Source organism: Brevundimonas vancanneytii, from assembly GCF_901421975.1.
Taxonomy (GTDB): domain Bacteria; phylum Pseudomonadota; class Alphaproteobacteria; order Caulobacterales; family Caulobacteraceae; genus Brevundimonas; species Brevundimonas diminuta.
Genome location: NZ_LR588407.1, coordinates 708,345 through 731,754, shown reverse-complemented (window position 1 = coordinate 731,754; position 23,410 = coordinate 708,345). Strand labels below are relative to the sequence as shown.

Here is a 23,410-nt window from a genome sequence, read left to right as displayed (position 1 = left end):
CTTCTTAGAAATTCGGCCAGCGAAACGCCGCGACCAAACGCCTGCGCCACCACGCCCCCATCCAGCTTTCGACCACTGACCGCCCCCAATAGGCGTGGATCATCCGCCGTTCCGGCCCTTCGACCGCGCTCAACACGGCGCAATGCTTAGCCGGACAGCCCGCCGCCATGCGGAACAGCAGCACATCGCCCAGCCCCGCCTGCTCCGGCGCGATCTCCACCAGCCGCCGCCGCGCCGCGGCCCACAGCGTCTCCTCGCCCCCGACCTCGGCCCAGTCGGGACGATAGGGCGGCGGCGCCTCCGGCTCCTCGCCGACTGCCTCGCGCCACACCCCGCGCACCAGCCCCAGGCAGTCCGCCCCCTCGCCCTTCACGCTGGCCTGATGTCGATAGGGCGTCCCCAGCCACCCCCGCGCCGCCGCCACGACCCGCGCGCGCCGTTCGGCATCCCTCATCGCCTGCGGCTCCGGCCGTCATTGCGTCCCGCCGCAGGTCGCGCCGTCAGGAAATCTTCGCCCGGAATGTCCGGAAAGCCCTGGAAATTGACCCCGTTCCCGAACACCCCCGTACAGGTCGCCCACCGCTTGTCGCAGTTGCGCCCCGCGACCGCCGCCGCATCCAGCCCGCACCGTCCATCGCCCAACACCGCATCGCAGCCCCGGCCATAGGTCCGCCCGACCACCCGCTCCAGCGCCGCCATCGGCCCGTCCAGATCGGCGACGAAGCGCCCGTTCTCGCGCCGTATCCGCGCCAGCCGCCCCTTCCACAGCCGCACCCTCAGGTCCGGCCGCATCCAGTCCACGCGCCACAGCTCGACCTCGGCGGCGTCATACCGCCCCGCCGCTATGTCCTCTTCGGTGATCGCCGCATCATCCAGCCCGCCGGACGCCGACAGCGCACCCGCCGCCAGCCCGACCTCGCCGTCGCCCGCCCCGCCGGTCCAGCCGCTGGCCGCCCGGCACGCTGCGCCCTCGACCTCCAGATCGCGGTCATGGTCGGTGAAGCCCATCGCCCGCCCGTCGGCCCGCCTCAGCAGCCAGACATGACACAGCGTCGCCGCCCCGCTCTCGATGCGGACGGCCAGTTCGTCCGGAACATTGCGCATGGCTCAGACCCGCACCTCGATCAGAGGCATGGCCACCATCCGCCCGGCGCCGAAACTCTCCAGCGTCACCTCCATCCGGTCCGCGTCGAACCGCACCGGCACGTCGAAGGCGAAGCCCGCCGTCACCGCCGCGCCCTGCAGCGGCGCCGTCGCCAGCGTCACCCGCCCCGTCGTTGTCTCCAGATTGAAGGCCGCCGTCTCCACGCCCGCCACGGCCACCCGCACCGATCCCTCGACCGGCTTGGCGATGAGGCGTCGATGATCCCCGTAAGCCTTGCTCAACTGAAAGACGCGCGCCTGCCCGTCCCCCGTCCCGATCGCCTGATCCAGCGGCGTCACGGCCGCCCCCGGCGCTCCGCTCCTGAAGTCCGCGAAGTCGCGAAACCGAAACCCGTGCAGTCGCCCGCGCCGCGCCTCGAAAAACGCCGTCAGCGCCGCCATGTCGTCCAGCGACCGCAGGCCCGCTCCGATCAGATAACGCCTGCGCCCGTCCGCCCACGGCGTCGAGCGCCGCTCGAACCCTGAGGCCAGCGTCGTGATCTCCGTCCTGCGCTCGACCCCGCCGGTCGAACCGAACGCCAGCCGCGCAGGCAGGCGCACCTCATGGAAAGCCATGCGTCCTCGCTTACTTTGATGTGGATTGCGTCCCGTCGCGGGACAGATTGCGAACGTTTCGCGAAAAACTTCACCTGACGGCAGTCTTCGGGTTGTCCGAACGGCCAGGCTCAGCCATGCTTTCGCCACACCACGGCGAAGCCGTTCAACAACAGGAGATCCGCGTGCGCGGCGAAATTCTCAGCTATGACGACACTTCGGGCACGGGCCTGATCAGCGGCGACGACAGCATCCGCTACGGCTTCACCCGCGCGGACGTCCAGGCTGGCGGAACCGTCGCCGTCGGCGCTCGCGTCGACTTCGTGCCGGAAGGCATGGAGGCGACCCAGATCATGATCCTGGCCTCCACCGCTCCCGCCGCCGCCTTCGGTCAGGCCGCCGCCTCTTCGACGGGCGGCGCCCCGCTCGGCGCCTATGACTTCGCCACGGCCATGCTGTCCTTCAACGGCCGCCTGCGTCGCCAGCACTTCTGGATCAGCTGGCTGATCCTGCTCGGCGCCGGCGTGGTGCTGGGCTGGATTCCGATCCTCGGCGCCCTGCTGTCCATCGCCATGATCTGGCCGAACCTGGCCATCACGGTGAAGCGTCTGCACGACATGGGCAAATCAGGCTGGTTCGCCGTCATCCCCTGGGTCGCCAACATCGTCGGCTTCATCATGATCATCGGCGCCGTCGGCACGGCCGTCATCACCAACCCGCAGGCCTTCGAGAGCGAAGATCCCTCCGTGGCCCTGTCCATGCTGGGCTCCATGATGGGCGGCCTCAGCATCATGCTGCTCGTCGGCCTGGGCTTCCTCCTCTGGATCGGCATCTCCGACAGCCAGAAGGGCGACAACAAGTTCGGCCCCAATCCCAAGGGCGAGTAATCGACCCATCGGTCTGCAAAGGGACGCCTCCGGGCGTCCCTTTTTTTGTTGGCGCTGTCGTTCACAGCCCCTCCCTGCTTAAGCGCCGCTAGCCGCGCGCGCCCAGCGCCGTCGCCCGCGCCAGCATCCGTGCGATCTGCGTCTCTGACCGCAGCAACCCCTCGGCCCCGCCGTCCACCGTGACGTTGACCGTCACTCCGGTCGCGCCGCCCAACGGCTCGATCGTCCCCGCGCCCGACGGACGGAATACCTCCGGCCCGCGCTCGCCGACCAGATAGGCGCCCCCGCCCATCACCGGCCCGCCATCCGCCCGCGCCCCGCCGAAACCGCCCAGCGCCGCCGCTATCGCCCCCGCCAGCCCGCCGCCGCCGCGCGCGCCCGCCGCCGCATTGACCGCGTTGAGCACCGCACGCGCCAGTTCGGCCAGCGTCACCTCTCCGTCCGCCGCCGCCCGCGTCAGCGACCGCGTCAGGCTGGCCCCCGCGCGCCCGAAGGCGTCCTCGATCGAGGCCGCCGCCCGCTCCGCCGGCTCTTTCAGCGCCTCCAGCGCCGCCGCGGCCTCCGCCGCCTTCACCGGCACGGCGTCGATCCCGTCCGGCCTGAAACCATCAGTCATCCGGCCATCTCTCCTGCATCCGCTCCAGTTCGCCGCGCCCCAGCGGCGCGGCCTGAGCCGGCCCCGCCGTCAGCATCCGCCATTCCTTCAGCGACAGCCGCCAGAAGCCCTCCGGCCCCACGCCCATCCGCGCCGACGCCTGCATCATCTCCGCCCATTGACGGTCTTGGGGCGTCATCAGGCGGCCGCCGCAAAAGCCTTCGCCACCGCCTCCGCCGCCTCGCGCGGATCGACCGGCGCCGTCGCCAGCCCGTCCGCCAACACCGCCTCGCCCCCGCCGCGCAGCAAGGCCGCCAGCACCACCATCAGATCGCGCGCCGACAGCGCCTTCATCCGCTCGACCAGCGCCGCCATCCCGGCGACGCCCAGCCCCGTCTCGATCTCGGCCAGCGCCCCCAGCGTCAGACACAGCTTCCGCTCCGCCCCCGCCAGCCTCGCCACGACCTCGCCCCGCACGCCGTTCACCATCACAGCGCCGAGAACGTCACTTCGCCTGCGCTGGCCAGGCTCAGCGCAAAACTCGCCTCGCCCTCATGCTCCCCGGCGTATTCCAGCGCCGCCACCAGGAACGGCCCCTCCAGCACGCCGAAGTCCGGCACGATCAGACGCCACGTCTTCGCCGCCTGCTCGAAGAAGGCCTCGCGGATCAGAGCGTCCGACGCCGCGTCGCGAAAAATCCCCTGCCCCGACACCGCCGCCGACTTCACGCCCGCCCCCGCCAGCAGTTCGCGCCACCGCCCGGCGCTGTCGCTGTCGGTCGCGTCCACCGTCTTGGCGTTCAGCGAGATCGTCCTCGCCCTCAGCCCCGCCACCGTGGTGAAGACGCCGCCCACGCCCTCGATCTTCAGCAGGATGTCCTTGCCTCGTTGTGCGCTCATCTCAGATTTCCTCCGTCACGGCTCTCAACCGCATCACCGCCCACGCCCGCTTCAGATCCGCGCTGCGGAACAAGTCCGTAAACGTCACCGCCACGCTGACCGCCCTCACTCCGTCCGCCTCCAGCGGCGCATCGGCGAGCCGCGCCCGCACCGCCGCCGCGACGGCCCGCGCCTCCTCCAGCCCCCTGAACCGACTGGCGCAGGTCAGGGTCAGCCGCTGCTCCACCCCGCCGCCGTCAGCGTTCAGCGGCCGGCTCTCGCACCGCCCGAGCACCAGATGCGGAAACCCCACCCCGGACGGCGCTTCGTCCCACACCCGCACCGGATCGCCCAGCAGCGCCTTCAGCGCCCCATCACCGCCCAGATGCGCGATCAGCGCCTTCACCAGCGCCCCTTCATGATCCTTCATCGCATCCGCTCCAGGTTCAGCCGCACCCGGCCCGCCGCCTTCGGATCGGCCTCGATCCCGACCACGCCCCAGTCCGCCCCGCCGAAGCGCACGACCAGCCCTTCCTCCAGCCTCGGATCGGCCCGCACCGTGGCGCTCAGCGTCTCCACGCCGCGCGTCACGCCCGCTTCCGTTCGCTCGCGCCGCCTGCGCGTTCCCAGCGCCAGCCACAACGACCCGACCGGCTCATAGCTGACCACCTGCCCGCCATAGGGCGTCTGCGCCGCCACCGGCCGCACCAGCGACGCCACCACCTTCATCGCCCCCGCGCTCACAGCCGCACCACGCGATAGGGCGCGATCCATCCCTCGACCGGCGCCGCGCTCATCTCGCCGTCGCCGCGCTCATAGGCGCGCATCACCAGCATCATCACCGCCAGCCTCAGCGGCGCCGGCGAGGTCGAGGTCAGGCTCAAACCCACCTCCCCCTCCACCCGCGTCCTGGCTGCGTCGATCAGGGTCTGGATCAGCCCATCCTCCGCCTCATGCTCGACGCGCAGGAACAGCTTCGCCTCCGTGAGGCTCACGGGTGCGCTCATTCAAATCTCCTATGTTCCTTTTCCTTCTCCCCTTGTGGGAGAAGGTGGCCGCCGAAGGCGGACGGATGAGGGGTCTTGCGCCCGCGACACCCCTCACCCTCCCACAAGGGGAGAGGGCTCTCGTTCGCCGCCCTTACGAAGCCGCGAACTTCATCAGCTTGATCGCGTCGAAGTTCTGCACCCCGCCGCCGACACGCTTGGTCGTGTAGAACAGCACATAGGGCTTGGCCGAATAGGGATCGCGCAGCACCCGCACCCCCGCGCGATCCACGATCAGATAGCCGCGCGCAAAGTCCCCGAACGCGATCGACAGACTGTTCGCCGCCACATCCGGCATCGTCTCGATCTCGGTGACCGGATAGCCCAGCAGACTGGCCGTCTCGCCCGGCCGCGTCGCCGGCGACCAGACATAGTTCCCGTCCGCGTCCTTGAACTTCCTCACCGCCGAGACCGTGCGCCGGTTCATCACAAAACGCCCGTTCGGCCGATACTGGGCCTTGGGCGCATAGATCAGGTCGATCAGCTTATCGACCGGACTGGCGCTGGCGAAGGCGCCCGCCGCGCCCGACGCCACCGTGCCGATTTGGCCCCAGGTCTGCGTCCCCTCGGTCGCCGTCGCATAGGCCAGGAAGCCCTTGGGCTTGTTGACCCCGTCGCCGCTGACGAAGGCCGCCGTCTCCTGCGCCGCAAAGGCGTCCTCGACCTCGGCCGCCAGCCATTCGTCCAGGTCGATCAGGGCGTCGTCCAGCAGGCTCTGCGTCGCCGCCGGACAGGCGTAAAGATCGGCCGAAGAGAACTCCAGCAACGCCAGCGTCGCCGGGTCCGTCTCGGGCCGCGCCGCCGTCTCGGCGACCCAGCCCGCCTGTACCCCAGCCGTCGACACCGGCTTCCTGAACACGCCCGAGCCGACCGTGCGCACCGTGGCGATCTCACGCATCGGACTGCCCGCCATCAGGCGACGCTCGATGGCGCGCTCCGTCTCCGGAGGCACGACATAGCCCGCCGAGTTCGACGCCGACGACAGCCCCGCCTTCAGCTCCAGCCCATGCGAGGCGCCCGACTTCATATAGCCGTCCCACGCCGCTTTCGCCTCCGGCGCCGCGACCACGGCGGGCGGCTCGGCGCCCAACATCGGACGGCGGCTCTCGCTCAACACACGGTCCATGCGCGCCTGCGCGCTGGCCACGGCCTGATCGATGCGCGCCACCTTCTCCTCCAGCAGCGCATCGGCCGAAGCCTTCTTCTCGATCTCGTCCAGACGGGCGTCATTGGCCCCTTTGAAAGCCTCGAACGCGGCCATCATCTCATGCATGGCGGCGCGCGCCTCGGGATGGCCCGAGACGGTCTTGATCTCTTTCATGGTCTCTCCAGAAAAATGCGCGACCGTCCTGCGGCGCGCCGTCAACCGGGCCAGGCCCGGAACCCGTGCGATCCTTCGTGCATCCGGGGAACCGTGCTACGCCGTCCTCGGATCAAGGGATGGATCAATGTTCAAGATCGCCGTCGCCGCCGTGTCTGCGGCTGGGCTCATGTCATGCACGGCGCATGACGCTTCGGCTCAACGCCCCTCCGCCGCCTCGTCGTCAGAGACGCCGCGCCTCTCGCCGGGCCAGGGACGCCTTTCGGCCTACACCTCGATCAATCTGCGGATGTTCGAGACCCTGGGCGCCTGCGAGCATCTCAATCGCGACAGCGCCGGCGATCAGGCTTTCGCGGCGCACCTCCATCGCCACGTCCCGACCGCGGACCAGGCCGAACGCCGCGCCCTCCGCGAAGCCTATGACAGAGGCCGCAGCCCCGCCGTCGCCTCGCGCCAGACGCCCGAAACCTGCGCCATCGCCCTGCGCGGCTACGACCAGGAAACACCCGAACTGCACGGCCGCCGCGACGATCGCCCCCTCGCCTCGCCCAAGCTCTGAGCCATGCAGATCGTCTTCCTCTACGGCCCCGTCGGCGCGGGAAAGCTGACCGTCGGCCGCGAACTGGCGCGCCTGACCGGCCTGCCGCTGTTCCACAACCACTTCGTCGTCGACGCCGTCGGCGCCGTGTTCGACTTCGGCTCCGAGCCATTCATCCGCCTGCGCGAAGCCTTCTGGCTCCAGACCTTCGCCGAGGCGGCCCGCGCCGAGCGCTCGCTCATCTTCACCTTCGCGCCCGAGGCCACGGTGGACCCCGGCTTCCCCGTACGCGTTCAGGCGGTGATCGAACCGTTCGGCGGCGTCGTGACCTTCATCGCCCTGGCCGTCTCGCCCGAGGAACAGGAACGCCGGATCGTCCAGCCCAGCCGCGCCGCCTTCGGCAAGCTTCAGTCGGTCGATCTGCTGCGTCGTCTCCGCGCCGACTTCGACGCCAGCCTGGCCGCCATGCCGCCCGCCGACCTGACCATCGACACCGAGGCCTGCTCGCCGTCCCAGGCCGCCGAGCGCATCGCCGTCCATCTGGCCGACCGATAGGTCCGCTACGACTTCCTGCGGTTCAGCTTCACCAGGCCGAACCCCACGGCGAAGCCCAACAGCAGGCCTATGGCCATGTTGTCGATCAGCGCGCCCAGGATGATGCCTCCGCACACGCCCAGAACAAAGGTTCCGCCGCTCTTCTTGTCCATCGCCCGCTCCCGCCTTGCGAAGGCCGCATCAGCCTTCGCAGGGCGGGAGTCGTCAATCTGTTTTCGCTCTGAACCGCGCCCCCGGCAGCATCGGGAACGTCACCAGCGACACCTCCCACAACTCCGCCCGGCTCAGCACCCTCAAGCGCCCGTCGCGCCGCGCCTTCATCGCCCGAAAGCCGATCGACAGCCCGTCCAGCGCCCCAGCCCGCGCCAGGGCGGCCGCATAGCGGGCCTCGGCGGACCAGTCCTCGATCCGTCCCTCGACCCACAGGCCGCGCTCGTCCTCGACCATCCGGTCCCAGACGCCGACCACCGCGCGGCTCTCGTGCTGATGCAGCATCCGCACCCCGCCCGCGCCGGTCTTGGCCAGACTGTCCGCAAACACCCCGCGCGCCGTCACGTCGCCGTTCAGATCGGCCACGCCCCACAACGAAGCGTAGCCAGCGATGAATAGCGTCCCTCTCCCCTTGCGGGAGAGGGAGACCGCGCACGGCGGCGCAGCCGTCGTCCTCGCGCGGTCGGGTGAGGGGTCGCGCAACCCCTCATCCGGCCCTTCGGGCCACCTTCTCCCACAAGGGGAGAAGGACGAGCGCTTCCCCATCACTTCCCCTCCAGTCGCCGCTCGATGCGCTCGACAGCCGCGCGCGTGGCCTCGCCCTGCGCCTCCAGCCGCGCCAGCCGCTCGGCGACCAGCCTCTGCTCGCCTACGCGCTGTTCCAGCGTCGCGATCCGCGCCGCCGCCCCGCCCGCCCACACCAGGCCGCCCACCGTCTGCACCAGCAAGGCCGCAATCAGGGCGACGGGCATCTTCTTCATCGCCTCCATCACGCCTCCACCCCGGCCATCCGGCGCCGCTCGTCCTCGGTCAGGAAGCTCGCCGCATTCAACCGCGCCCACAGCGCGTCGCGCTCGACCTGCAGGGCCGGAACCGCATCCAGATCCGGCTCGATCCGGCAATCGACGAAGCGGCTCCCCAGCCAGCCCGTCATCGCCCCCGCCGCCTTCCTCACCAGCGGGATCACCGTCCCGCGCCAGAAGGCCGCGTTCGCTTCGCGATAGTTGGCGTAGGTCGCATCCCCCGGTATCCCCAGCAGCTGCGGCGGCACCCCGAACGCCAGGGCGATCTCCCGCGCCGCCGCGTGTTTCCCGGCGATGAAGTCCATGTCGTGCGGCGTCAGGCTCATCGGCTTCCAGTCCAGCCCGCCTTCCAGCAGCAGCGGCCGCCCGGCGTTGCGCGCCCCCGGCATGAGCCTCGCCCAGTTCCGCCTTCAGCGCCTCGAACTGATCCGCCGTCAGCCGCTCCCCGTCCTTGGCGCCATAGACCAGCGCCCCCGACGGCCGCGCCGCATTGTCCAGCAACGCCTTGTTCCAGGCCCCCGACGCATTGTGCACGTCGATGGCGAAGGCCGCCGCCTCCAGCGGCGAGAACCCGTAGTGATCATCCGTCGGATGAAACAGTTTCAGATGCATGACCGGCGACCAGCCGTCGCCATGCCGCGCGATCCGCACCGCGCGCCCGCCGACCGCATACTCATAGGCTTCCGGCCACCCCGCCCTTCCGGGGACCACCTTCACCCGGTCCGGCCTCAGCGCCCACAGCTCGTCCGGCGCCCCGTCCCCGTCAGCGTCGCCCGTCGCCTCGACATAGGCGTTGCCCGCCGTCTGGAGCGCGCCGTACAGCGCCTCCATCAACTCCCCGCCCGACTGCTCGGGATTGGGTTTGTCGATCAGCCGCGCCAGCGGATGCTCCGCGCTCCGCACGCCCCCGACCATGACCATCAACGGCGTCGAGGCCGCCGCCTCCGCGATCATCCGCACGCAGCGATAGGCCACGGCGTTCTTGCCGAACCCCTCATCGGCCAGATGGGCGTAATCGCGCGGCGTCCACCGGGGACGGCCAGCCGAAGTCAGGGCGATCAGCGGCCCCGCGCGGCTATCCTTGATCTCGGGCGCAGCCATGCGCCGCCGACCGAACGGTCGTCGCCAATCCATCGAAATCTCCATGTCTGTCTTCCTTCTCCCCTTGTGGGAGAAGGTGGCCCGTCAGGGCCGGATGAGGGGTGTCGACGCGAGGTCCGCCCGGAAGCCCCCAGCCTGCTTCCTCGCACCCCTCATCCGTCCGGCTTCGCCGTCCACCTTCTCCCACAAGGGGAGAAGGATCAGATCACAACGCCCGCAACCTCGGCTGCGTCTTCCCGGCCAGCAGCAGATGCGTCAGCGCCCAGACCAGCGCATCCGCCCGATCCGGGCTCTTGCCCCCCGGCGTCTCGCTCCCCAGCGCCATCATCTCTTCCTCCAGCGCCGGAAACGCGCCGCAGTGGACCACCCGCCCTTGCTCATACAAGGCCGCCACCGGCTCCGCCCGCGCCTTCTTGCTCCTGCTGGCGTGGACCAGCCTCACCTGCGCCGGACAGTCCGCCTGCCCCAGCAGGGTGCGCACCATCTCCCCGCCCTGATTGGCCTCCGCCAGCACCAGATCGGCCTCGAACTCCCGCGCCGTCTCGGCTGCGCGCCGCGCCCAGCCCGCAGGCGACAGCCCCCGCGCCGAGCGATCCGCCAGCACATAGCCCGTCTTATCTTTGCGCCCCGCGACCACGATCCCGCAGGCGTCGCCGTGGGCGCTGGCGGGCGGATCGACCGCCACCACCACCCGCTCGAACTTCGCCGGACGCCCGCCTCGCGCCCGCGCCAGGTCCTCGGCCCGGAACAGGGCGCCGTCGGCCTCGACCACCAGCCCCTCCATCTCCTGCGCCTCCAGCCGCGTCCCGGCGTAGAGCGCCTGCAGATGCCCCAGAAACCCCGGCGCCAGATTGTCCGCATTGTCCTTCGTCGCCAGCCGCGCCTTCACCACTCCCGGCTCGGCCAGCAACCGCCGCAACGCCGGAATCGGCCGAGGCGTCGTCGTGATCGCCAGCTTGGGATCCGCCCCCAGCCGCAGCCCGAACCTCAGGTTCGACAACGTCGTCTCGATGTTCCTCCAGGCGCAGAACTCATCCGCCCAGGCCGCGTGAAACTGCGGCCCGCGCAGGCTGTCCGGGTCTTCCGCCGAAAACGCATAGGCCGCCGCGCCCGAGGGCCAGACCAGCCGGCGCCGCCCCGCCTCCCAGCGCGGCCGGTTGTCGCCCGGCGCCTGCGCCTTCAGCCCCGACGGCCCCTCGACCATCACCTCGCGCACGTCGTGCAGCGCCGGACCCACCAGGGCGAAGGTGCGATCCTCCGTCTTGGCCAGCTCATTCATCCAGAACCCGCCCGCGAAGGTCTTGCCCGACCCGCGCCCGCCCAGCAGCACCCAGGTCCGCCAATCCGTATCAGGCGGCGGCCAGACCTGATCGTCGTTCAGCCTCGGCGTCGCCTTCAGCAGCCGCAGCAGCTCCCCGCGCGTCGCCTGATCCAGCCGCCGCTGCGCCAAACCCCTTGCGCTCTGCGACCCCGAGAAGATGATCGAGACGAGACTGCAGCTCTGCCCGCACGGTCCGTTCTTCGTCGTCGCTGATGTCACGATCGTCTTCGCTCATTCCGTCCTCTTCAGGGTCGCGAGGCTTTCGAGGGGACGAGGCCGCCAAGGCCGCCACAGCCTTGGCCGTGCGGGCCAGCACGCCGATAGCGCGCCCCCGCTTCTCGGCCTCGGCCACATCGGCCGGCGGCTCCGCGGCGGCCACCACGGCGATCGCTTCGTCGGTCAGCTGCATCAGCCGCCCCAGCGCGTCGTCCAGCCATTCGGCCACTGCCGCCGCCCGCCCCGCCTCGTCCCCTTTTCCCGCCATGACCGAACCATAGCGGACCAGCGTCCTCAGGCTGGCGAACAGCCTCCAGAACCTCGCAAAGCCGGGAATTTACAGGGATCGGCGCCCCCGGCTGCGATAGCCGGGACGAGATGGCCTTCGCCTATACCGCCATCGCAGGCGGCTGGTCGCAGGACAGCCACCGCGTCAGGGCGGCGGCCAGTTCGGCGATCTGGATCGGCTTGGCCAGGTGGCCGTCCATCCCCGCCTCCAGACAGCGCACCACCTGCTCCGACTGGACGTTGGCCGTCAGCGCCAGGATCGGCGTCCGTCGCCCGGTCCCCGCCTGCATCCGGCGGATTTCGCGCGTGGCCTGCAGCCCGTCCATGACCGGCATGTGCACATCCATCAGCACCAGGTCATAGGCGCCCGAATGCACCGCATGGACCGCTTCGGCGCCGTCGGCGACGGCCTCGACCTCCAGCCCCAGATTTCTCAGGATGGCGCTGACCAGTTCACGGTTCGCCGCCGCGTCGTCGGCCATCAGCACCCGCCCGCCGATCGCAGAGTCGGCCGCCTGTCCCTGACGCGTCTCGACCGCATCGTTCTCGGCCTCGGCCACGGCCAGCGGCGCCTCGAACCAGAAGGTCGAGCCCTGTCCCGGCGTGCTGTCCACCCCGATCTCCCCGCCCATCAGTTCGACCAGACGGCGCGAGATCGCCAGCCCCAGCCCCGTCCCGCCATAGACCCGCGTCGTCGAGGCGTCGGCCTGGGTGAAGCGATGGAACAGTTCGCTGATTTTTTCCGGCGGTATGCCGATGCCGGTGTCGCTGACCGCCGCCCGCATCCGCCACAGGCCGCTCTCGTCGAACCGTCCGTCCAGCGTCAGCGTCACCTCGCCCCGCGCCGTGAACTTCACCGCATTGGACAGGAAGTTCAGCATCACCTGGCGCAACCGCCCCTTGTCGCCGGTCAGGCGCGCAGGCGTATCGGCGGCCACCACCACCCGCAGGATCAGCCCCTTGAGCGAGCACTGGCTCTCGATGATGGCGGCAGCGCCGTCCACCAGGGCCCGCGTGTCGAACGGCTCGGGGTCCATCTCGATGGCGTCGGCTTCCAGCTTGGAATAGTCGAGGATGTCGTTGATGACGCCCAGCAGGGCCTCCGACGCCGTGGCGATGCGCTCGACATAGATGCGCTCTTCCGGCGGCAGATGCTCCGATCCCTGCAACAGGCCGGAAAAACCGATGACGCTGGTCAGCGGCGTCCGCAGTTCATGGCTCATATTGGCCAGGAACTCGCTCTTGGCCTGCACCGCCGCCTCGGCGGTCTCCTTGGCCTCCAGCACCTCGGCCTCCAGCGTCTTGCGCTGGGTCATGTCGCGGATCACCACCACCACGTCATCGACCTGGCCGTGCTCGTCCTTCAGGGCCTTGAAGGTGCATTCGACCCAGACGGTCTCGCCGTTCTTGTGCACCGCCCGGTGCTCCAGGCGGGTCGGCTCGCCGGTCTTCACCGCCTTGCCGATGGCGCCCAGCACCAGATGGCGGTCCTCGGGGTGGACATAGTCGGTCGACTGGCCGCTCATCTCCTCGTACGTCCAGCCCAGAAGCTGCTGGATCGCCGGCGAGATGTATTTGCTCGACCCGTCCATCTTGACCCGGGTGATGACGTCGCCGGTGTTCTCGGCCAGCAGGCGATAGCGCCGCTCATTGGTCTGCGCCGCCCGCAGGAGCCGCTCGCGCTCGGTCACGTCCTGCAGCACGCCGAACAGGGCGATCACCCGGCCGGTAGTGTCCTTCTCGGTCGCCCCCTCGGCCGCCACGACGCGCTCGACGCCGTCGGCCCCGACCAGCCTCAACTTGAAGGTATAGCCCTCGCCCGTCTTCAGCGCCCGCTCGACCAGGCGCTGAATCTCCGCGCGGTCGTCTTCGTGATAGTGGCTGAACACGTCCTCCAGCTTGGGCGAGAAGGCGCCCGGCGCGATCGCATGGATGCGATAGATCTCGTCCGACCAGGTCACGGCCCCCGTCGTGATCTCATAGCGCCAGCGCCCGACCCCGACCATGTCCTCAGCCAGCCGCAGCGTCTCCAGACGCGCCGCCTCCTGGCGCATGGCCTCGGCGTGCTCCATCAGTTCGCCCGCCAGGCCGGCCAGTTCGCGGATCAGCCGCAGCTCCGTCTCCGTCGGCGCAGGACGCGGGTTGACGTCCATCACGCCGATGGCGCCCGCCGGGCGGCCGTCGCCCGCGCACACCATGGCCCCCAGGAAGAAGCGCACCCGCGGTTCGCCCGTCACCATCGGATGATCGCGATAGACCGGATGCTCCAGCGCGTCCTCGACCGCCACCACCGCTTCGGGCCCCAGGCTCGCCAGGGCGTGGCTGACGCTGCTCATGCGCGGAATGCTGATCTCATCCAGCCCCACGCCGGACAGAAAGACGGCGCGGTCCTCGTCCAGCACGGTGATCATGGCGTGAGGCGCGCGGAACGCCGCGCAGGCGATCGCCGTCAGCCGGTCAAACGCATCCCGCGCGCCGGTCTTCGCCCTCTTTTGTGCTGCGACAAAGCCCATCTGCCCCCATCCTACCCCCCTGCGGACGAATTATTCGTTAGCAGAGCCGCGTTCGCCCATCCACTCCGGAGCCTCGAACTCCAGCGCGTCCTCCGGCTCCTTCAACGCCAGCTCCGAAACCGTCTGGCGCCGCACCGAGACCCCGGCCGCGTGCACCGTCTCCGGGTCGCCGGACACCAGCGGGTGCCACCAGGCCAGCGTCCGCCCTTCATGCAGCCGACGATAGGCGCACGACAGAGGCATCCACTTCAGCCGCTCGATGTTGTCCGGCGTCAGCTGCACGCAGTCCGGCACCTCGGCCTGGCGCTGGGCGTAGTCGGTGCAGGTGCAACGGTCCGGGTCGAACAGCTTGCAGTGCACCCGTGTCGGGATGATCTGCCCCGTATCCTCGTCCTCGAAACGGATGACGCAGCACAGGCCGCAGCCGTCGCACAGGCTCTCCCACTCGGACGGAGACATCTCCGCCAGGGTCTTGGTTTCCCAGAAAGGCTTGGGCGAGGTGGAATTCATGGGCGCGGCTATACGCCCCAAATCCCCATCTGTCGCGGTTTCAGTGACTGACGCTCTTGGAGAAGAGGTTGATCACCACCACCCCGCCGATGATCAGCGCCAGGCCGATGATCGCCGGAAGGTCCAGCTTCTGCTTGAACAGGAACAGGCCGATCACCGAAATCCAGCACCACCCCCAGCCCGCTCCAGATCGCATAGGCCAGCCCCACCGGCATCTGCTTCAGCGCCAGGGTCAGCAGGTAGAAGGCGATGCCGTAACAGACCGCCAGCCCCGCCGTCGGCCAGGGTTTGGTGAACTGCTGGCGACTGCTGCAGCAGGGTCGTCCCCATCACTTCGAAACCGATCGCCCCCAGCAGGGCCAGCCAGGTCGTCGGGCTCATTCAGCGCCCTCGCCATAGGCGTCCGTCAGCAGACTGCCCGGCGTCAGCAGCGACAGCAGGGCCTTTCTCTGCTCCGGCGACACCTCATGCGTTCCGAACAGGTCGCTCATCCACAGACCGTCGGCGATCAGACGCCAGCATCAGGGCGTCGTCCTTGCCGGCAAGGTCTTCGGGGTCGTCCGCCGCCAGCGTCCGCATCGCCGCCCGCCAGCGCGGGATCAGGAGCGGCTCGATGGCGCAGGCGGCCAGGGCGGCGCGGCCGATGCTGAAGTCGCGCTCCGTCGCGGGTTCGCTGACGATCGTCCGCAGATAGGCCCGGGCGTTGCGGCCATAGGGGTTGGGATCGCGCGCCGCCTCGGCCAGCACCGCCGCCGTCATTTCGGACGCCAGATGGTCGATCACCCCCTCCAGCAGGGCCAGCTTGTTGGGGAAGTGATGCAGCAAGGCCCCCTTGCTGAACGGTAGGCGCGCCACCACCGCATCCAGCGTCACCCCCATGGCCCCCTGGTCTGCGGCGATCTCGATGGCCATGTCGATGATCTGGCGGCGGGTGTCTTCAGGCTTGCGGCGGGTCGATTGAGCGTCCATGCAAAGCGGCATACCGTCTGGACGGTTTCATGTAAATCCTGAAACATTGGCCCTTGCCCCCCGGTCCGCGCTATAGGCGTCGCCTCCCTTTTCGGACTGGTGTTCATGGCCGCTCGCCCCCCTCTCGTCGCCCTCAAGGACGTCCGCCTTCAGGACGGCCCCCGCCCGCTGTTCGACGGCGTCGACATGGCGATGGAGCCGCGCAGCCGCGCCGCCCTGGTCGGCCGCAACGGGGCGGGCAAGTCCACCCTGATGAAGGTGGTCATGGGCCTGATCGAGCCGGACTCGGGGCGACCGCTCGGTCCAGGCCGGCACCCGCTTCGCCTATGTCCCGCAGGAGCCGGTCATCACCGGCGAGACCCTGGCCGACTACGCCGCCTCGGGCGAGGCCGAACGCTGGACCGCCGAAAGCTGGCTGGAGACCTTCGGCCTCAACCCAACCAAGTCGACGCAAGGCCTGTCCGGCGGCGAGATCCGCCGCGCCGCCCTCGCCAAGGCCTTCGCCGAAGAGCCCGACCTGCTGCTGCTGGACGAGCCGACCAACCACCTCGACATCCTGGCCATCGAACTGCTGGAGAACGAGCTGATCCAGGCCCGTTTCGCCCTGCTGGTCGTCAGCCACGACCGCGCCTTCCTGAACCGCGTCACCGACACCGTCCACTGGCTGGAAGGCCGAAGGGTGCGCACCCTCAACAAGGGCTTCGTCGAGTTCGACGACTGGGCCGCCAAGGTCATGGAGGAAGAGGCCGAGTCCCTGCGCCGCCTGACCAAGCGCATCGAGGCCGAGACCTACACCTTCTACCGCTCCATCACCGCCCAGCGCACTCGCAACGAGGGCCGCGCCCGCGCCCTGCAGCAGATGCGTCTGGACCGGGCCGAACGGGTCAAGGATCTGCCGCGCGAACTGAACCTCGGCGTCGATTCCGGCGCCGTCTCGGGCAAGCTGGTCGCCGACATCAAGGGCGTCAGCAAGGCGTTCGGCGACCGGACCATCTTCAAGAACCTGACGACCCGCATCATCCGCGGCGACCGGCTGGCCATCGTCGGCCCCAACGGCGCGGGCAAGACCACCCTGGTCAAGGTGCTGCTGGGCGAACTGGCCCCGGACGAGGGCGCCGTCCGCATGGGCGCCAACCTCGAACCCCTCTACCTCGATCAGTCGCGCGAGGGGCTGAAGTCGGACATGACCCTGTGGGACGCCCTGACGCCGGGCGGCGGCGACAGCATTCTGGTGCGCGGCCGCTCCATGCACGTCGCCGCCTACGCCAAGGACTTCCTGTTCCAGGAGGCCCAGCTGAAGCAGCCCATCTCCACCCTCTCGGGCGGCGAGCGCAACCGGCTGCTGCTGGCGCGCGCCCTGGCCCAACCCGCCAACCTGCTGATCCTCGACGAGCCGACCAACGATCTCGACATGGACACGCTGGAGAAGCTGGAGGAGCTGCTCGAATCTTACGACGGCACCCTGATCCTGGTGTCGCACGACCGCGATTTCGTCGACCGTCTGGCCACCTCGACCATCGCCCTGAACGGCCGCGGCGACGTGGTCGAGACTCCCGGCGGCTGGCAGGACTTCCTGCGCCAGAACCCCGGCTTCCTCGCCCCGCCCCCGACCCACGCCGAGGCCGCCCCCTCCGGGACGCGTCGGATCGAGAAGGCGGAGCCTTCTGACCGCGCCCCGAAGAAACAGGCCAAGCTCTCCTACAAGGACGCCCGCCGTCTGGAAGAGGTCGAAAAGCTGATGGAGACCCTGCCGGTCGAGATCGCCCGACAGGACGCCGTCCTGGCCGACCCCGACCTCTATGCGCGCGACCCGGCCGCCTTCGACCGCGCCATGAAGGCCGCCGAAAAGGCCCGCGCTGAGCTGGAGGCCGCCGAACTGGACTGGCTGGAGCTGGAAGAGAAGAAGGCCGATCTGGCGGGCTGAGAAACACGCTGCGACACGCCGCACATTCTTCGCCAAATCCCTCCGTATCCAGCCAACCCTTCCGCGATAAGGGCGGAACCCACGGTTTACATTCGCCCCCGCTTGCCGCCTCATTCCAAGCTGGGCGGCGTCGTTCGCGCGCCCGGCTCTCGAGGGGGAGCCGCGTAGACAAACTGGGGGTTTATCCATGAAGAGACTGCTTGTCGTCGCCGCCTCGGCGCTGGCCCTGGCCGGGCCGGCCATGGCGCAAAGCGGGGGCCAGAGCGGGCCTCAAGGCGCGCCGCGCGTCGATGTCGCCGCCGCCGCGAACCGCACCGAAGCCGCCATCCCGCCGCCCGTCATGTCCGAGACCCGCCACACCGGCGTCTTCGGCGGCCAGCGCATCGCCTACCGCGCCATCGCCGGCGAGACCTATCTGAAGGACAAGGAAGGCAAGCCGCTCGCGGCCATGGTCTCCTACAGCTACATCAAGGAAGGCCCGACGGACCCGAACCGTCCCGTGACCTTCCTGTGGAACGGCGGCCCCGGCTCGGGCTCCCTGTGGCTGCACATGGGCGCCTTCGGGCCCAAGCGCGTGGTCGTGCCGTCGGACGCCCGTGACGACGGCGCTGCGCCCTTCCCCATCATCGACAACGTCGACTCCCTGCTGGACGTCACCGACATCGTCTTCATCGACCCGATCGGCACCGGCTTCAGCCGCGCCCTGGGCAAGACCGACCCGGCCGACTACTGGGGGCGTGACCAAGGACGCCAAGTCGATCGCCGAGTTCATCCGCCTGTGGCTGAACGAGCATGGCCGCTGGAACGCGCCGAAATTCATCGGCGGCGAGAGCTACGGCACCACCCGTTCGGCGGCGGTGATCAACGAGCTGGAAGGCAGTTACACCGACGTATCGATCAACGGCATCCTGCTGATCTCGTCGATCCTCGACTTCAGCCTGGCCGCCGACGCCCAGGGCAATGAGCTGGGCTTCGTCACCACCCTGCCCTCGATGGCGGCCGCCGCCTGGTACCACGACAAGGTGCCGAACAAGCCCGCCACGGTCGAGGAATTCGTCGCCGAGGCCCGCGCCTGGGCCATCGGCCCCTACGCCTCAGCCCTGCTGAAGGGCAACGCCCTGCCGGCCGACGAACGGGCGACGATCCTGCAGCAGCTGTCGCGCTACACCGGCATCTCGCAGACCTATCTGAGCAACGCCAACCTGCGCCTGTCGCCCGGCCGCTTCTACAAGGAGCTGCTGCGGGATCGCGGCCTGACCATCGGCCGTCTGGACGCCCGCTACACCGGCGTCGACTACGACAACGCCAGCGACCGCCCGGACAACGACCCCAGCTTCTACGGCATCGACGGCGCCTATACCGCCGCCATGAACGCCTGGGCGCGCGAAGGCCTGAAGTATTCGCCCGACGTGGTCTATTCCTCGATCGGCGGCACCCGGAACTGGGACTGGAACCTGCCGACCGCCGGGCGCGGCGGCGCGGAATATCTGAACGTGGCCCCCTACATCGGCCGCGCCCTGCGTGAGAACAGCGGCCTGCGCGTCTGGGTGGGCCAGGGCTACTACGACTTCGCCACGCCCTTCTTCGGCGCCGAATACTCGCTGAACCGTCCGGGCTTCCCGACCGACGGCCGCATCGAGTGGCACTACTACCACTCGGGCCACATGATGTACGTCCGCGACGACGACCTGAAGAAGCTGTCGAACGACATCCGCACCTTCATCCGCGCACGCTGATGATCCGCCGCCATCCGCTCCTGCGAGCGGGTGGCGGTCGCTTTCCTGTGGACAACGCAAGACGCTGATCCGCTTCCGCGAATTTCGTCCGTCCACAGATATCCACAGACTTGCCCACCGGGTCCGGGAGAATTCCGCACAGACGGTCCAATTTGGGCGCTTGCCCAATAACGGATTTCGCGGGAACGTCAACAGGCCGAGGGGACACGGCGGCGCGGAAATCCGGGGAGACCCGGAGATCAAGCGGACCGGTCCGGCTCTCTGACCCAGGGTTCCAAGCCTCTTCGGAGGACGCGGAAACACCGAAGCAGGGCCCAGGCTCCCGATCCTCTAGCGCTTCGGCGCCGGGATCACGGAGAACCAGGCCGGGATCGACGGACGGCGCGAGGTTCGCCTTGCGGAACGCCGAAGACCAGGGGCCGATGGAATGACAGTCGAACGACGCCGGGTCCGCCCGCCGACGCTAAAGACCGACTTCCGACCCGATAGCGGCCAAGTCCAACCCGGACTTGGCGAGGGGACGCGATCCGCGATCCGACCGGCGACGGTCTGGCTCAAAGGGTTACGTCCCCTCGCTCAATTCCGGCGCATGATTTCCGGGCTGAAATCCCGCCCGGCGACGCCCCGCCGCCTTTCCAAGCGCGGCCCGTCCCCCTACACCCTAGACGTGATGACTCGCGCCCGCCTGCACCGACGCGGCCTGATGGCCGGCGCCCTCGGCTTGACCGCCCTGGGCGTCCTGTCCGCGTGCGGCCGACGCCCGGCCCAGACCGACGAATCCGGCCGGGTGCGCCTGCGGGTCGCGGCGGGCGGCCCAGCCGGCGCCCTGCACGGCGGCTTCTACCAGGCCGTCGCGACCGGGGCCTATGAACGGCGCGGCCTCAACGTCGAGATTCTGGCCGGGCCGTCAGGCGCCGACATCCCCGCCCTGCTGGCCGCCAGCGCGGTCGAACTGGCCGTCGGCCGCGACAGCTTCCTGCCCCTGCGGCTGATCGCCGACCGGGCGCCGGTCAAGGCCGTGGCCGCCTTCCTGCAGAAAGACCCCGTCGTCCTGCTGGCCCATCCCGGCCAGGAGCTGGAGGATCTGACCGTCCTGCGCGGCCGCCGCATCCTGATGGAGCCGGGCGACCAGACCGGCTTCTGGACCTGGCTGCGCGCCCGCTTCGACCTGACGCCCGACCAGGCGCAGACCGGCGCCCCCGAGGACAATCTGAAGGCCTTCCGCGAGGATCGCCAAAGCGTGCTGATCGCCCGCCTGACCGACGGCGCGCCCAGCCTGATCGCGCGCGAGGTCGGCTTCCAGCCCCTGGTCCTGACCCCGGCCGAGGACGGCTACCCCTCCTATTCCGGCCTGGTGCTGGCGCCCAACGCCTTCGCCCGCGACAACGCCCAGGCCCTGCGCGACTTCATCGCCGCCTCGGTCGAGGGCTGGCGCGACTATGTCCACGGCGACGGCGCCAAGGGCGACGCCCTGATCCGCCGCGCCCATCCTGACCTGCCCCAGCGCGTGCTGGACGCCGCCCGCGCCTCGCTGCGCGCCCAGGCCATGGTCGACGGCGGCGACGCGGCCCTCTACGGCCTTGGGGCCATGACCCCGAACGCTGGCAGGCCTTCGCCGAACAGACCCAGGACGCCTATCCCGCCGCCCCCGACTGGCGCGAGGCCTTCACCAGCCAGTATCTGCCCTCGCGCGGCTAAGCCTGTCCGGCGTTAGGCGCGGATTAAGCCGCACCGCCTAGGCTGTCTGGCTGAACGTCTTCACCTTGCACGAGGCGCCGGTGCCGCGCATCCTCACCATTGCCGTCCTTCTGCCCGCGCTCGGCGCCTCGACGGCCGCCCTGGCGCAGGCCGCGCCGTGGGCGCCGCCCCAGGCTCAGACGCCCTACCCGCCCGCCGCCTATGATCGCCAGCTGTCCTGGCCGGGCCGCGCCCAGGCCCATCCGTCCAGCCAGACGGCCCCCGCCTATCCGGCCGCGCCCGCCGACGGTTTCGCCCCGCCGCAGGAAGCTGCCTACTTCGCGCCGCCCGCGGCTCAGACCATCGCCCGTCCGGCCGTCATCCCGCACGGCGGCTATCCGTGGCGCGCCGGCGCGCCGGGCTACAACCGTCAGCTGACGCCCGCCCAGGCCTGGGGCGCGCCGTCGCCGATCCCGGCTCCGCCGTCGTCGGCCAACGCCCTGACGCCTGCGCCCGACTTCCGGCCCGTGACCAGCCATCCCGACGCGACCTGGGGCCCCTACGTCTCGCCCCCGGCCCAGCAGCCCGCGCCGGCCTACACGCCCCCGGCGCCGTATCAGCCGACCTATCAGCCGGCGCCCTGGACGCGTCAGCCTCTCTCGGTCCCGCCCCAGCCCGTCGCGCCGCCGCCTTCGGGCGAGGCCCCCGCGCCCTACGTCCCCGAGGCCCAGCCTCAGCCTCAGCCTCAGCCTCAGCCTCAGCCTCAGCCGATAGAGCGCGCTCCGGCGCCTGGCCACGTTCCCTGGACGCACGCCCAGCCCCAGATGCAACCCGCGCCCCCGCCGCCCGTCCAGCGCACGCCGCTGCCCGAACCGGCGCCGATGCCTATGCCCGAGCCTGTGCGGCCGACGCCGCCCGCGCCAGCCCAGCCCATCCCGGTCCAGCCCGCCCCGCGCGCCGTCGCGCCCCAACCGGCCCAGCAACCCGCTCCTGAGCCCGTCCGGCAGCCCGCGCCTGTTCCCGAACGCATTCCTGAGCGCGTCCCCGCGCCGCCCGTCCAGCCTGCGCCCGCCCCGACACCGACTCCGGCTCCCGTTCCGGCCGACCCGGCCTTCGATCCGATGGCCCCCCGCCGCGACGCGCCGATCTTCCAGTTGCAGCGGAACACGCCCCAGCCGCCCGCTGCGACGCCCGCCCCCGCTCCGGCTCAGGGTCAGGCGCCCGCAACGCCCGCAGCCCCGACGCCTCCGCCCGGGTCCAATGACGCCCCGTCCCAGGGCAGCGCCCGCTACTATTCCGTCCACCGCCAGGCGGGCCGCCAGCCCGACGCCACGCCCCTGCCTGCGCCCAACTATCTGGACGCCATGCCGGTCGAGCTGAACGAGACGCCGTCCTCCGACGACCTGGCCCAGCCGCCCGAGCCGCCCGCCGTGATGCGCGACGCCCAGGGCCGCCTGCGCGCCGCCCCGCTGGCCGACGACCCGATGCTGCCATGAGCGACGGCGCCGCCCCCTCCCCCTCCGTCGCTTGCCCGGCCGAGACCGGCTCGCGCCTGCCTGACCTGATCGCCCTGGCGCAGGAGGAGTCCAGCCCCAAGCGCCGCGCCCTGCTGCGTGAGCTGACCGACTGCTTCTTCGGCGCCGCCGAGCGTACGGAGACCGAGACCGCCCTCTACGGCGCCGTCCTGTCCGACCTGACCGACGCCATGGAGACGGCCGTGCGCGCCGAACTGGCCGAACGGTTCGCCCAGTCGCCGGACGCCCCGCATCAGCTGATCCGCCGCCTGGCCAATGACGAGACCGAGACCGTCGCCGCCCCCGTCCTCAGCACCTCGCCGGTGCTGACCGAGGCCGATCTGATCGGCGTGGTGCGCTCGCGCGGTCAGGGCCATATGCGCGCCGTCAGCCGCCGCGCCGCCGTGTCCGAAGCCGTGTCCGACGCCATCGTCGAGCGCGGCGACGACGAGACCCTGGGCGTGCTTCTGGGCAACGAAGGCGCCGCCCTGTCGCGCGCCGCGACCGAAACCGCCGTCGAGCGCGCCCGCGCCAACCCGGCCCTGCACGCCGTCACGGTCGAGCGCGCCAGCCTGCCGCCCGACCTGCTGAACGACCTCTATTTCGACGTCGAGGCCCGGCTGCGTCAGCGCATCCTGGAGCAGAACGCCCGCATGGACCCGGCCCTGCTGGAAAGCGCCCTGGCCGCGGGCCGCACGCGCGTCGCCGCCGAGGACGGCGCCCTGCCCGCCGACTACGCCGAGAGCCTGGCCTATGTCGAGGAACTGCGCGCCGCCAACCAGCTGACGCCCCAGGTGCTGGCCCGCTTCCTGCGTTCGGGCGGCCAGACCGCCTTCCTGATCGCCCTGTCGCAACTGGCCGACGTCGACTTCCACACCGCCCGCCAGATCATCGAGCGCCGCGAGCTGGACGCCCTGGCCGTCATCTGCAAGGCGGCGGACCTGGATCGCGCCCTGTTCCTGACCTACGCCGTGGTGCTGCTGAACACCGACGACAACGCCATGGGCAAGGCCCGCGCCTATGCCGGGATGTACAACGAGCTGACGCGCGAGGCGGCCCTGCGGACCCTGCGCTTCTGGCGCGCCCGCAAGGCCATGCAGGCGGCCTAGC

Annotated in this window: 26 protein-coding genes and 4 pseudogenes; 8 read left to right on the top strand and 22 right to left on the bottom strand. The window is 70.3% G+C overall.

The genetic code is table 11. The annotated features are described in order from the left end of the window. Positions 1-4: 4 nt before the first annotated feature. From FGL25_RS03610 to FGL25_RS03600, 3 genes are read right to left on the bottom strand one after another with little or no spacing between them, the layout of a single operon-like run. Complete coding sequence (locus tag FGL25_RS03610; RefSeq protein WP_138140978.1) at positions 5-454, bottom strand: NlpC/P60 family protein; 450 nt, start codon at positions 452-454, stop codon at positions 5-7. Then, positions 451-1,104: a baseplate hub domain-containing protein gene (locus tag FGL25_RS03605; RefSeq protein ID WP_138140977.1), complete on the bottom strand. Its 654-nt coding sequence runs from the start codon at positions 1,102-1,104 to the stop codon at positions 451-453. Before FGL25_RS03605 ends, FGL25_RS03610 begins: the two co-directional genes overlap by 4 nt. 3 nt (positions 1,105-1,107) lie before the next feature. Further along, positions 1,108-1,719 carry a DUF2460 domain-containing protein gene (locus FGL25_RS03600; protein WP_138140976.1) on the bottom strand — a complete coding sequence of 204 codons (612 nt, stop codon included), beginning with the start codon at positions 1,717-1,719 and terminating at the stop codon, positions 1,108-1,110. A gap of 164 nt (positions 1,720-1,883) precedes the next feature. Here FGL25_RS03600 and FGL25_RS03595 point away from each other — a divergent pair, with 164 nt between their 5' ends. Then, entirely contained in the window at positions 1,884-2,585 is a 702-nt protein-coding gene (locus tag FGL25_RS03595; protein ID WP_046653408.1) for a DUF805 domain-containing protein, read from the top strand. Between the two features lie 88 nt (positions 2,586-2,673). Here FGL25_RS03595 and FGL25_RS03590 read toward each other — a convergent pair whose 3' ends face one another. The 8 genes from FGL25_RS03590 to FGL25_RS03555 all read right to left on the bottom strand — a co-directional run bounded on the left by FGL25_RS03590 (position 2,674) and on the right by FGL25_RS03555 (position 6,425). Then, positions 2,674-3,201 (bottom strand): phage tail tape measure protein, encoded by a 528-nt coding sequence (locus FGL25_RS03590; protein ID WP_138140975.1) that lies wholly within the window; start codon positions 3,199-3,201, stop codon positions 2,674-2,676. Further along, a complete protein-coding gene (locus tag FGL25_RS03585; RefSeq protein WP_138140974.1) occupies positions 3,194-3,379 on the bottom strand; it encodes a phage tail assembly chaperone in 186 nt (61 codons plus the stop codon). The genes FGL25_RS03590 and FGL25_RS03585 overlap by 8 nt, the downstream gene beginning before the upstream one ends. Next, positions 3,379-3,669 carry a GTA-gp10 family protein gene (locus tag FGL25_RS03580; RefSeq protein WP_138140973.1) on the bottom strand — a complete coding sequence of 97 codons (291 nt, stop codon included), beginning with the start codon at positions 3,667-3,669 and terminating at the stop codon, positions 3,379-3,381. Before FGL25_RS03580 ends, FGL25_RS03585 begins: the two co-directional genes overlap by 1 nt. Continuing rightward, positions 3,669-4,079: a phage major tail protein, TP901-1 family gene (locus FGL25_RS03575; protein WP_138140972.1), complete on the bottom strand. Its 411-nt coding sequence runs from the start codon at positions 4,077-4,079 to the stop codon at positions 3,669-3,671. The genes FGL25_RS03580 and FGL25_RS03575 overlap by 1 nt, the downstream gene beginning before the upstream one ends. Position 4,080: 1 nt before the next feature. Next, positions 4,081-4,488: a DUF3168 domain-containing protein gene (locus FGL25_RS03570; protein ID WP_138140971.1), complete on the bottom strand. Its 408-nt coding sequence runs from the start codon at positions 4,486-4,488 to the stop codon at positions 4,081-4,083. Continuing rightward, positions 4,485-4,832, bottom strand: coding sequence for a phage head completion protein (locus tag FGL25_RS17780; RefSeq protein ID WP_290125512.1), 348 nt, complete (start codon positions 4,830-4,832; stop codon positions 4,485-4,487). The genes FGL25_RS03570 and FGL25_RS17780 overlap by 4 nt, the downstream gene beginning before the upstream one ends. Beyond that, positions 4,799-5,065 (bottom strand): head-tail connector protein, encoded by a 267-nt coding sequence (locus FGL25_RS03560; protein WP_138140970.1) that lies wholly within the window; start codon positions 5,063-5,065, stop codon positions 4,799-4,801. The genes FGL25_RS17780 and FGL25_RS03560 overlap by 34 nt, the downstream gene beginning before the upstream one ends. Positions 5,066-5,198: 133 nt before the next feature. Further along, positions 5,199-6,425 carry a phage major capsid protein gene (locus FGL25_RS03555; RefSeq protein WP_138140969.1) on the bottom strand — a complete coding sequence of 409 codons (1,227 nt, stop codon included), beginning with the start codon at positions 6,423-6,425 and terminating at the stop codon, positions 5,199-5,201. 127 nt (positions 6,426-6,552) lie between these two features. Between FGL25_RS03555 and FGL25_RS03550 the strand changes: the two genes are divergently transcribed. Further along, positions 6,553-6,984, top strand: coding sequence for a hypothetical protein (locus tag FGL25_RS03550; protein ID WP_138140968.1), 432 nt, complete (start codon positions 6,553-6,555; stop codon positions 6,982-6,984). Positions 6,985-6,987: 3 nt separating this feature from the next. After that, entirely contained in the window at positions 6,988-7,518 is a 531-nt protein-coding gene (locus FGL25_RS03545) for a shikimate kinase (RefSeq protein ID WP_138140967.1), read from the top strand. Positions 7,519-7,523: 5 nt separating this feature from the next. Here FGL25_RS03545 and FGL25_RS16775 read toward each other — a convergent pair whose 3' ends face one another. From FGL25_RS16775 to FGL25_RS03500, 11 genes and pseudogenes are all read right to left on the bottom strand, one after another. Further along, positions 7,524-7,670, bottom strand: coding sequence for a hypothetical protein (locus tag FGL25_RS16775; RefSeq protein ID WP_003165818.1), 147 nt, complete (start codon positions 7,668-7,670; stop codon positions 7,524-7,526). A gap of 52 nt (positions 7,671-7,722) precedes the next feature. Further along, positions 7,723-8,127: pseudogene (locus tag FGL25_RS03540) on the bottom strand (HK97 family phage prohead protease); the annotation flags it as partial. A gap of 146 nt (positions 8,128-8,273) precedes the next feature. Then, the gene (locus tag FGL25_RS03535) at positions 8,274-8,489 is read right to left on the bottom strand and encodes a hypothetical protein (RefSeq protein ID WP_138140966.1); all 216 of its coding nucleotides are present in this window, start codon (positions 8,487-8,489) and stop codon (positions 8,274-8,276) included. 8 nt (positions 8,490-8,497) lie between these two features. Then, a pseudogene (locus FGL25_RS03530) lies at positions 8,498-9,677 on the bottom strand (phage portal protein). A gap of 160 nt (positions 9,678-9,837) precedes the next feature. Next, positions 9,838-11,082, bottom strand: coding sequence for a DNA-packaging protein (locus FGL25_RS03525; RefSeq protein WP_252970004.1), 1,245 nt, complete (start codon positions 11,080-11,082; stop codon positions 9,838-9,840). Continuing rightward, the gene (locus FGL25_RS03520; protein WP_138140965.1) at positions 10,982-11,437 is read right to left on the bottom strand and encodes a hypothetical protein; all 456 of its coding nucleotides are present in this window, start codon (positions 11,435-11,437) and stop codon (positions 10,982-10,984) included. Before FGL25_RS03520 ends, FGL25_RS03525 begins: the two co-directional genes overlap by 101 nt. A 121-nt stretch (positions 11,438-11,558) precedes the next feature. Continuing rightward, on the bottom strand, positions 11,559-13,970 hold the full coding sequence (locus FGL25_RS03515; RefSeq protein ID WP_138140964.1) for a PAS domain-containing protein: 2,412 nt from the start codon (positions 13,968-13,970) through the stop codon (positions 11,559-11,561). 30 nt (positions 13,971-14,000) lie between these two features. Next, positions 14,001-14,480: a YcgN family cysteine cluster protein gene (locus FGL25_RS03510; RefSeq protein WP_046653184.1), complete on the bottom strand. Its 480-nt coding sequence runs from the start codon at positions 14,478-14,480 to the stop codon at positions 14,001-14,003. 40 nt (positions 14,481-14,520) lie between these two features. After that, a pseudogene (locus FGL25_RS03505) lies at positions 14,521-14,861 on the bottom strand (DMT family transporter). Then, positions 14,858-14,971: a hypothetical protein gene (locus tag FGL25_RS17235; RefSeq protein ID WP_252970003.1), complete on the bottom strand. Its 114-nt coding sequence runs from the start codon at positions 14,969-14,971 to the stop codon at positions 14,858-14,860. The pseudogene FGL25_RS03505 and the gene FGL25_RS17235 overlap by 4 nt, the downstream one beginning before the upstream one ends. Then, positions 14,946-15,449, bottom strand: coding sequence for a TetR/AcrR family transcriptional regulator (locus FGL25_RS03500; protein WP_252970002.1), 504 nt, complete (start codon positions 15,447-15,449; stop codon positions 14,946-14,948). The genes FGL25_RS17235 and FGL25_RS03500 overlap by 26 nt, the downstream gene beginning before the upstream one ends. A gap of 99 nt (positions 15,450-15,548) precedes the next feature. Here FGL25_RS03500 and FGL25_RS03495 point away from each other — a divergent pair. From FGL25_RS03495 to FGL25_RS03475, 5 genes and pseudogenes are all read left to right on the top strand, one after another. Next, positions 15,549-17,373, top strand: a pseudogene (locus FGL25_RS03495) (ABC-F family ATP-binding cassette domain-containing protein). A gap of 737 nt (positions 17,374-18,110) precedes the next feature. Next, entirely contained in the window at positions 18,111-19,109 is a 999-nt protein-coding gene (locus tag FGL25_RS17230) for a S10 family peptidase (RefSeq protein WP_252970001.1), read from the top strand. Positions 19,110-19,779: 670 nt separating this feature from the next. Continuing rightward, the gene (locus FGL25_RS03485; RefSeq protein WP_252970000.1) at positions 19,780-20,823 is read left to right on the top strand and encodes an ABC transporter substrate-binding protein; all 1,044 of its coding nucleotides are present in this window, start codon (positions 19,780-19,782) and stop codon (positions 20,821-20,823) included. Between the two features lie 64 nt (positions 20,824-20,887). Further along, positions 20,888-22,282, top strand: a complete 1,395-nt coding sequence (locus FGL25_RS03480; RefSeq protein WP_138140963.1) for a hypothetical protein — start codon at positions 20,888-20,890, stop codon at positions 22,280-22,282. Next, the gene (locus FGL25_RS03475) at positions 22,279-23,409 is read left to right on the top strand and encodes a DUF2336 domain-containing protein (protein WP_138140962.1); all 1,131 of its coding nucleotides are present in this window, start codon (positions 22,279-22,281) and stop codon (positions 23,407-23,409) included. The genes FGL25_RS03480 and FGL25_RS03475 overlap by 4 nt, the downstream gene beginning before the upstream one ends. The last annotated feature ends 1 nt before the right edge of the window (position 23,410 follow it).

What these genes read in the sequence shown, in the direction of transcription:
- FGL25_RS17235 (WP_252970003.1), bottom strand. Translation starts at nt 14,971, where the DNA reads ATGAGCGACCTGTTCGGAACGCATGAGGTGTCGCCGGAGCAGAGAAAG.
- FGL25_RS03580 (WP_138140973.1), bottom strand. Translation starts at nt 3,669, where the DNA reads ATGGTGAACGGCGTGCGGGGCGAGGTCGTGGCGAGGCTGGCGGGGGCG.
- FGL25_RS03610 (WP_138140978.1), bottom strand. Translation starts at nt 454, where the DNA reads ATGAGGGATGCCGAACGGCGCGCGCGGGTCGTGGCGGCGGCGCGGGGG.
- FGL25_RS03600 (WP_138140976.1), bottom strand. Translation starts at nt 1,719, where the DNA reads ATGGCTTTCCATGAGGTGCGCCTGCCTGCGCGGCTGGCGTTCGGTTCG.
- FGL25_RS03605 (WP_138140977.1), bottom strand. Translation starts at nt 1,104, where the DNA reads ATGCGCAATGTTCCGGACGAACTGGCCGTCCGCATCGAGAGCGGGGCG.
- FGL25_RS03550 (WP_138140968.1), top strand. Translation starts at nt 6,553, where the DNA reads ATGTTCAAGATCGCCGTCGCCGCCGTGTCTGCGGCTGGGCTCATGTCA.
- FGL25_RS03500 (WP_252970002.1), bottom strand. Translation starts at nt 15,449, where the DNA reads ATGGACGCTCAATCGACCCGCCGCAAGCCTGAAGACACCCGCCGCCAG.
- FGL25_RS03515 (WP_138140964.1), bottom strand. Translation starts at nt 13,970, where the DNA reads ATGGGCTTTGTCGCAGCACAAAAGAGGGCGAAGACCGGCGCGCGGGAT.
- FGL25_RS03575 (WP_138140972.1), bottom strand. Translation starts at nt 4,079, where the DNA reads ATGAGCGCACAACGAGGCAAGGACATCCTGCTGAAGATCGAGGGCGTG.
- FGL25_RS03585 (WP_138140974.1), bottom strand. Translation starts at nt 3,379, where the DNA reads ATGACGCCCCAAGACCGTCAATGGGCGGAGATGATGCAGGCGTCGGCG.
- FGL25_RS03485 (WP_252970000.1), top strand. Translation starts at nt 19,780, where the DNA reads ATGACTCGCGCCCGCCTGCACCGACGCGGCCTGATGGCCGGCGCCCTC.
- FGL25_RS03590 (WP_138140975.1), bottom strand. Translation starts at nt 3,201, where the DNA reads ATGACTGATGGTTTCAGGCCGGACGGGATCGACGCCGTGCCGGTGAAG.
- FGL25_RS03520 (WP_138140965.1), bottom strand. Translation starts at nt 11,437, where the DNA reads ATGGCGGGAAAAGGGGACGAGGCGGGGCGGGCGGCGGCAGTGGCCGAA.
- FGL25_RS03535 (WP_138140966.1), bottom strand. Translation starts at nt 8,489, where the DNA reads ATGAAGAAGATGCCCGTCGCCCTGATTGCGGCCTTGCTGGTGCAGACG.
- FGL25_RS03555 (WP_138140969.1), bottom strand. Translation starts at nt 6,425, where the DNA reads ATGAAAGAGATCAAGACCGTCTCGGGCCATCCCGAGGCGCGCGCCGCC.
- FGL25_RS03545 (WP_138140967.1), top strand. Translation starts at nt 6,988, where the DNA reads ATGCAGATCGTCTTCCTCTACGGCCCCGTCGGCGCGGGAAAGCTGACC.
- FGL25_RS03475 (WP_138140962.1), top strand. Translation starts at nt 22,279, where the DNA reads ATGAGCGACGGCGCCGCCCCCTCCCCCTCCGTCGCTTGCCCGGCCGAG.
- FGL25_RS03560 (WP_138140970.1), bottom strand. Translation starts at nt 5,065, where the DNA reads ATGAGCGCACCCGTGAGCCTCACGGAGGCGAAGCTGTTCCTGCGCGTC.
- FGL25_RS03510 (WP_046653184.1), bottom strand. Translation starts at nt 14,480, where the DNA reads ATGAATTCCACCTCGCCCAAGCCTTTCTGGGAAACCAAGACCCTGGCG.
- FGL25_RS16775 (WP_003165818.1), bottom strand. Translation starts at nt 7,670, where the DNA reads ATGGACAAGAAGAGCGGCGGAACCTTTGTTCTGGGCGTGTGCGGAGGC.
- FGL25_RS17780 (WP_290125512.1), bottom strand. Translation starts at nt 4,832, where the DNA reads ATGGATCGCGCCCTATCGCGTGGTGCGGCTGTGAGCGCGGGGGCGATG.
- FGL25_RS03570 (WP_138140971.1), bottom strand. Translation starts at nt 4,488, where the DNA reads ATGAAGGATCATGAAGGGGCGCTGGTGAAGGCGCTGATCGCGCATCTG.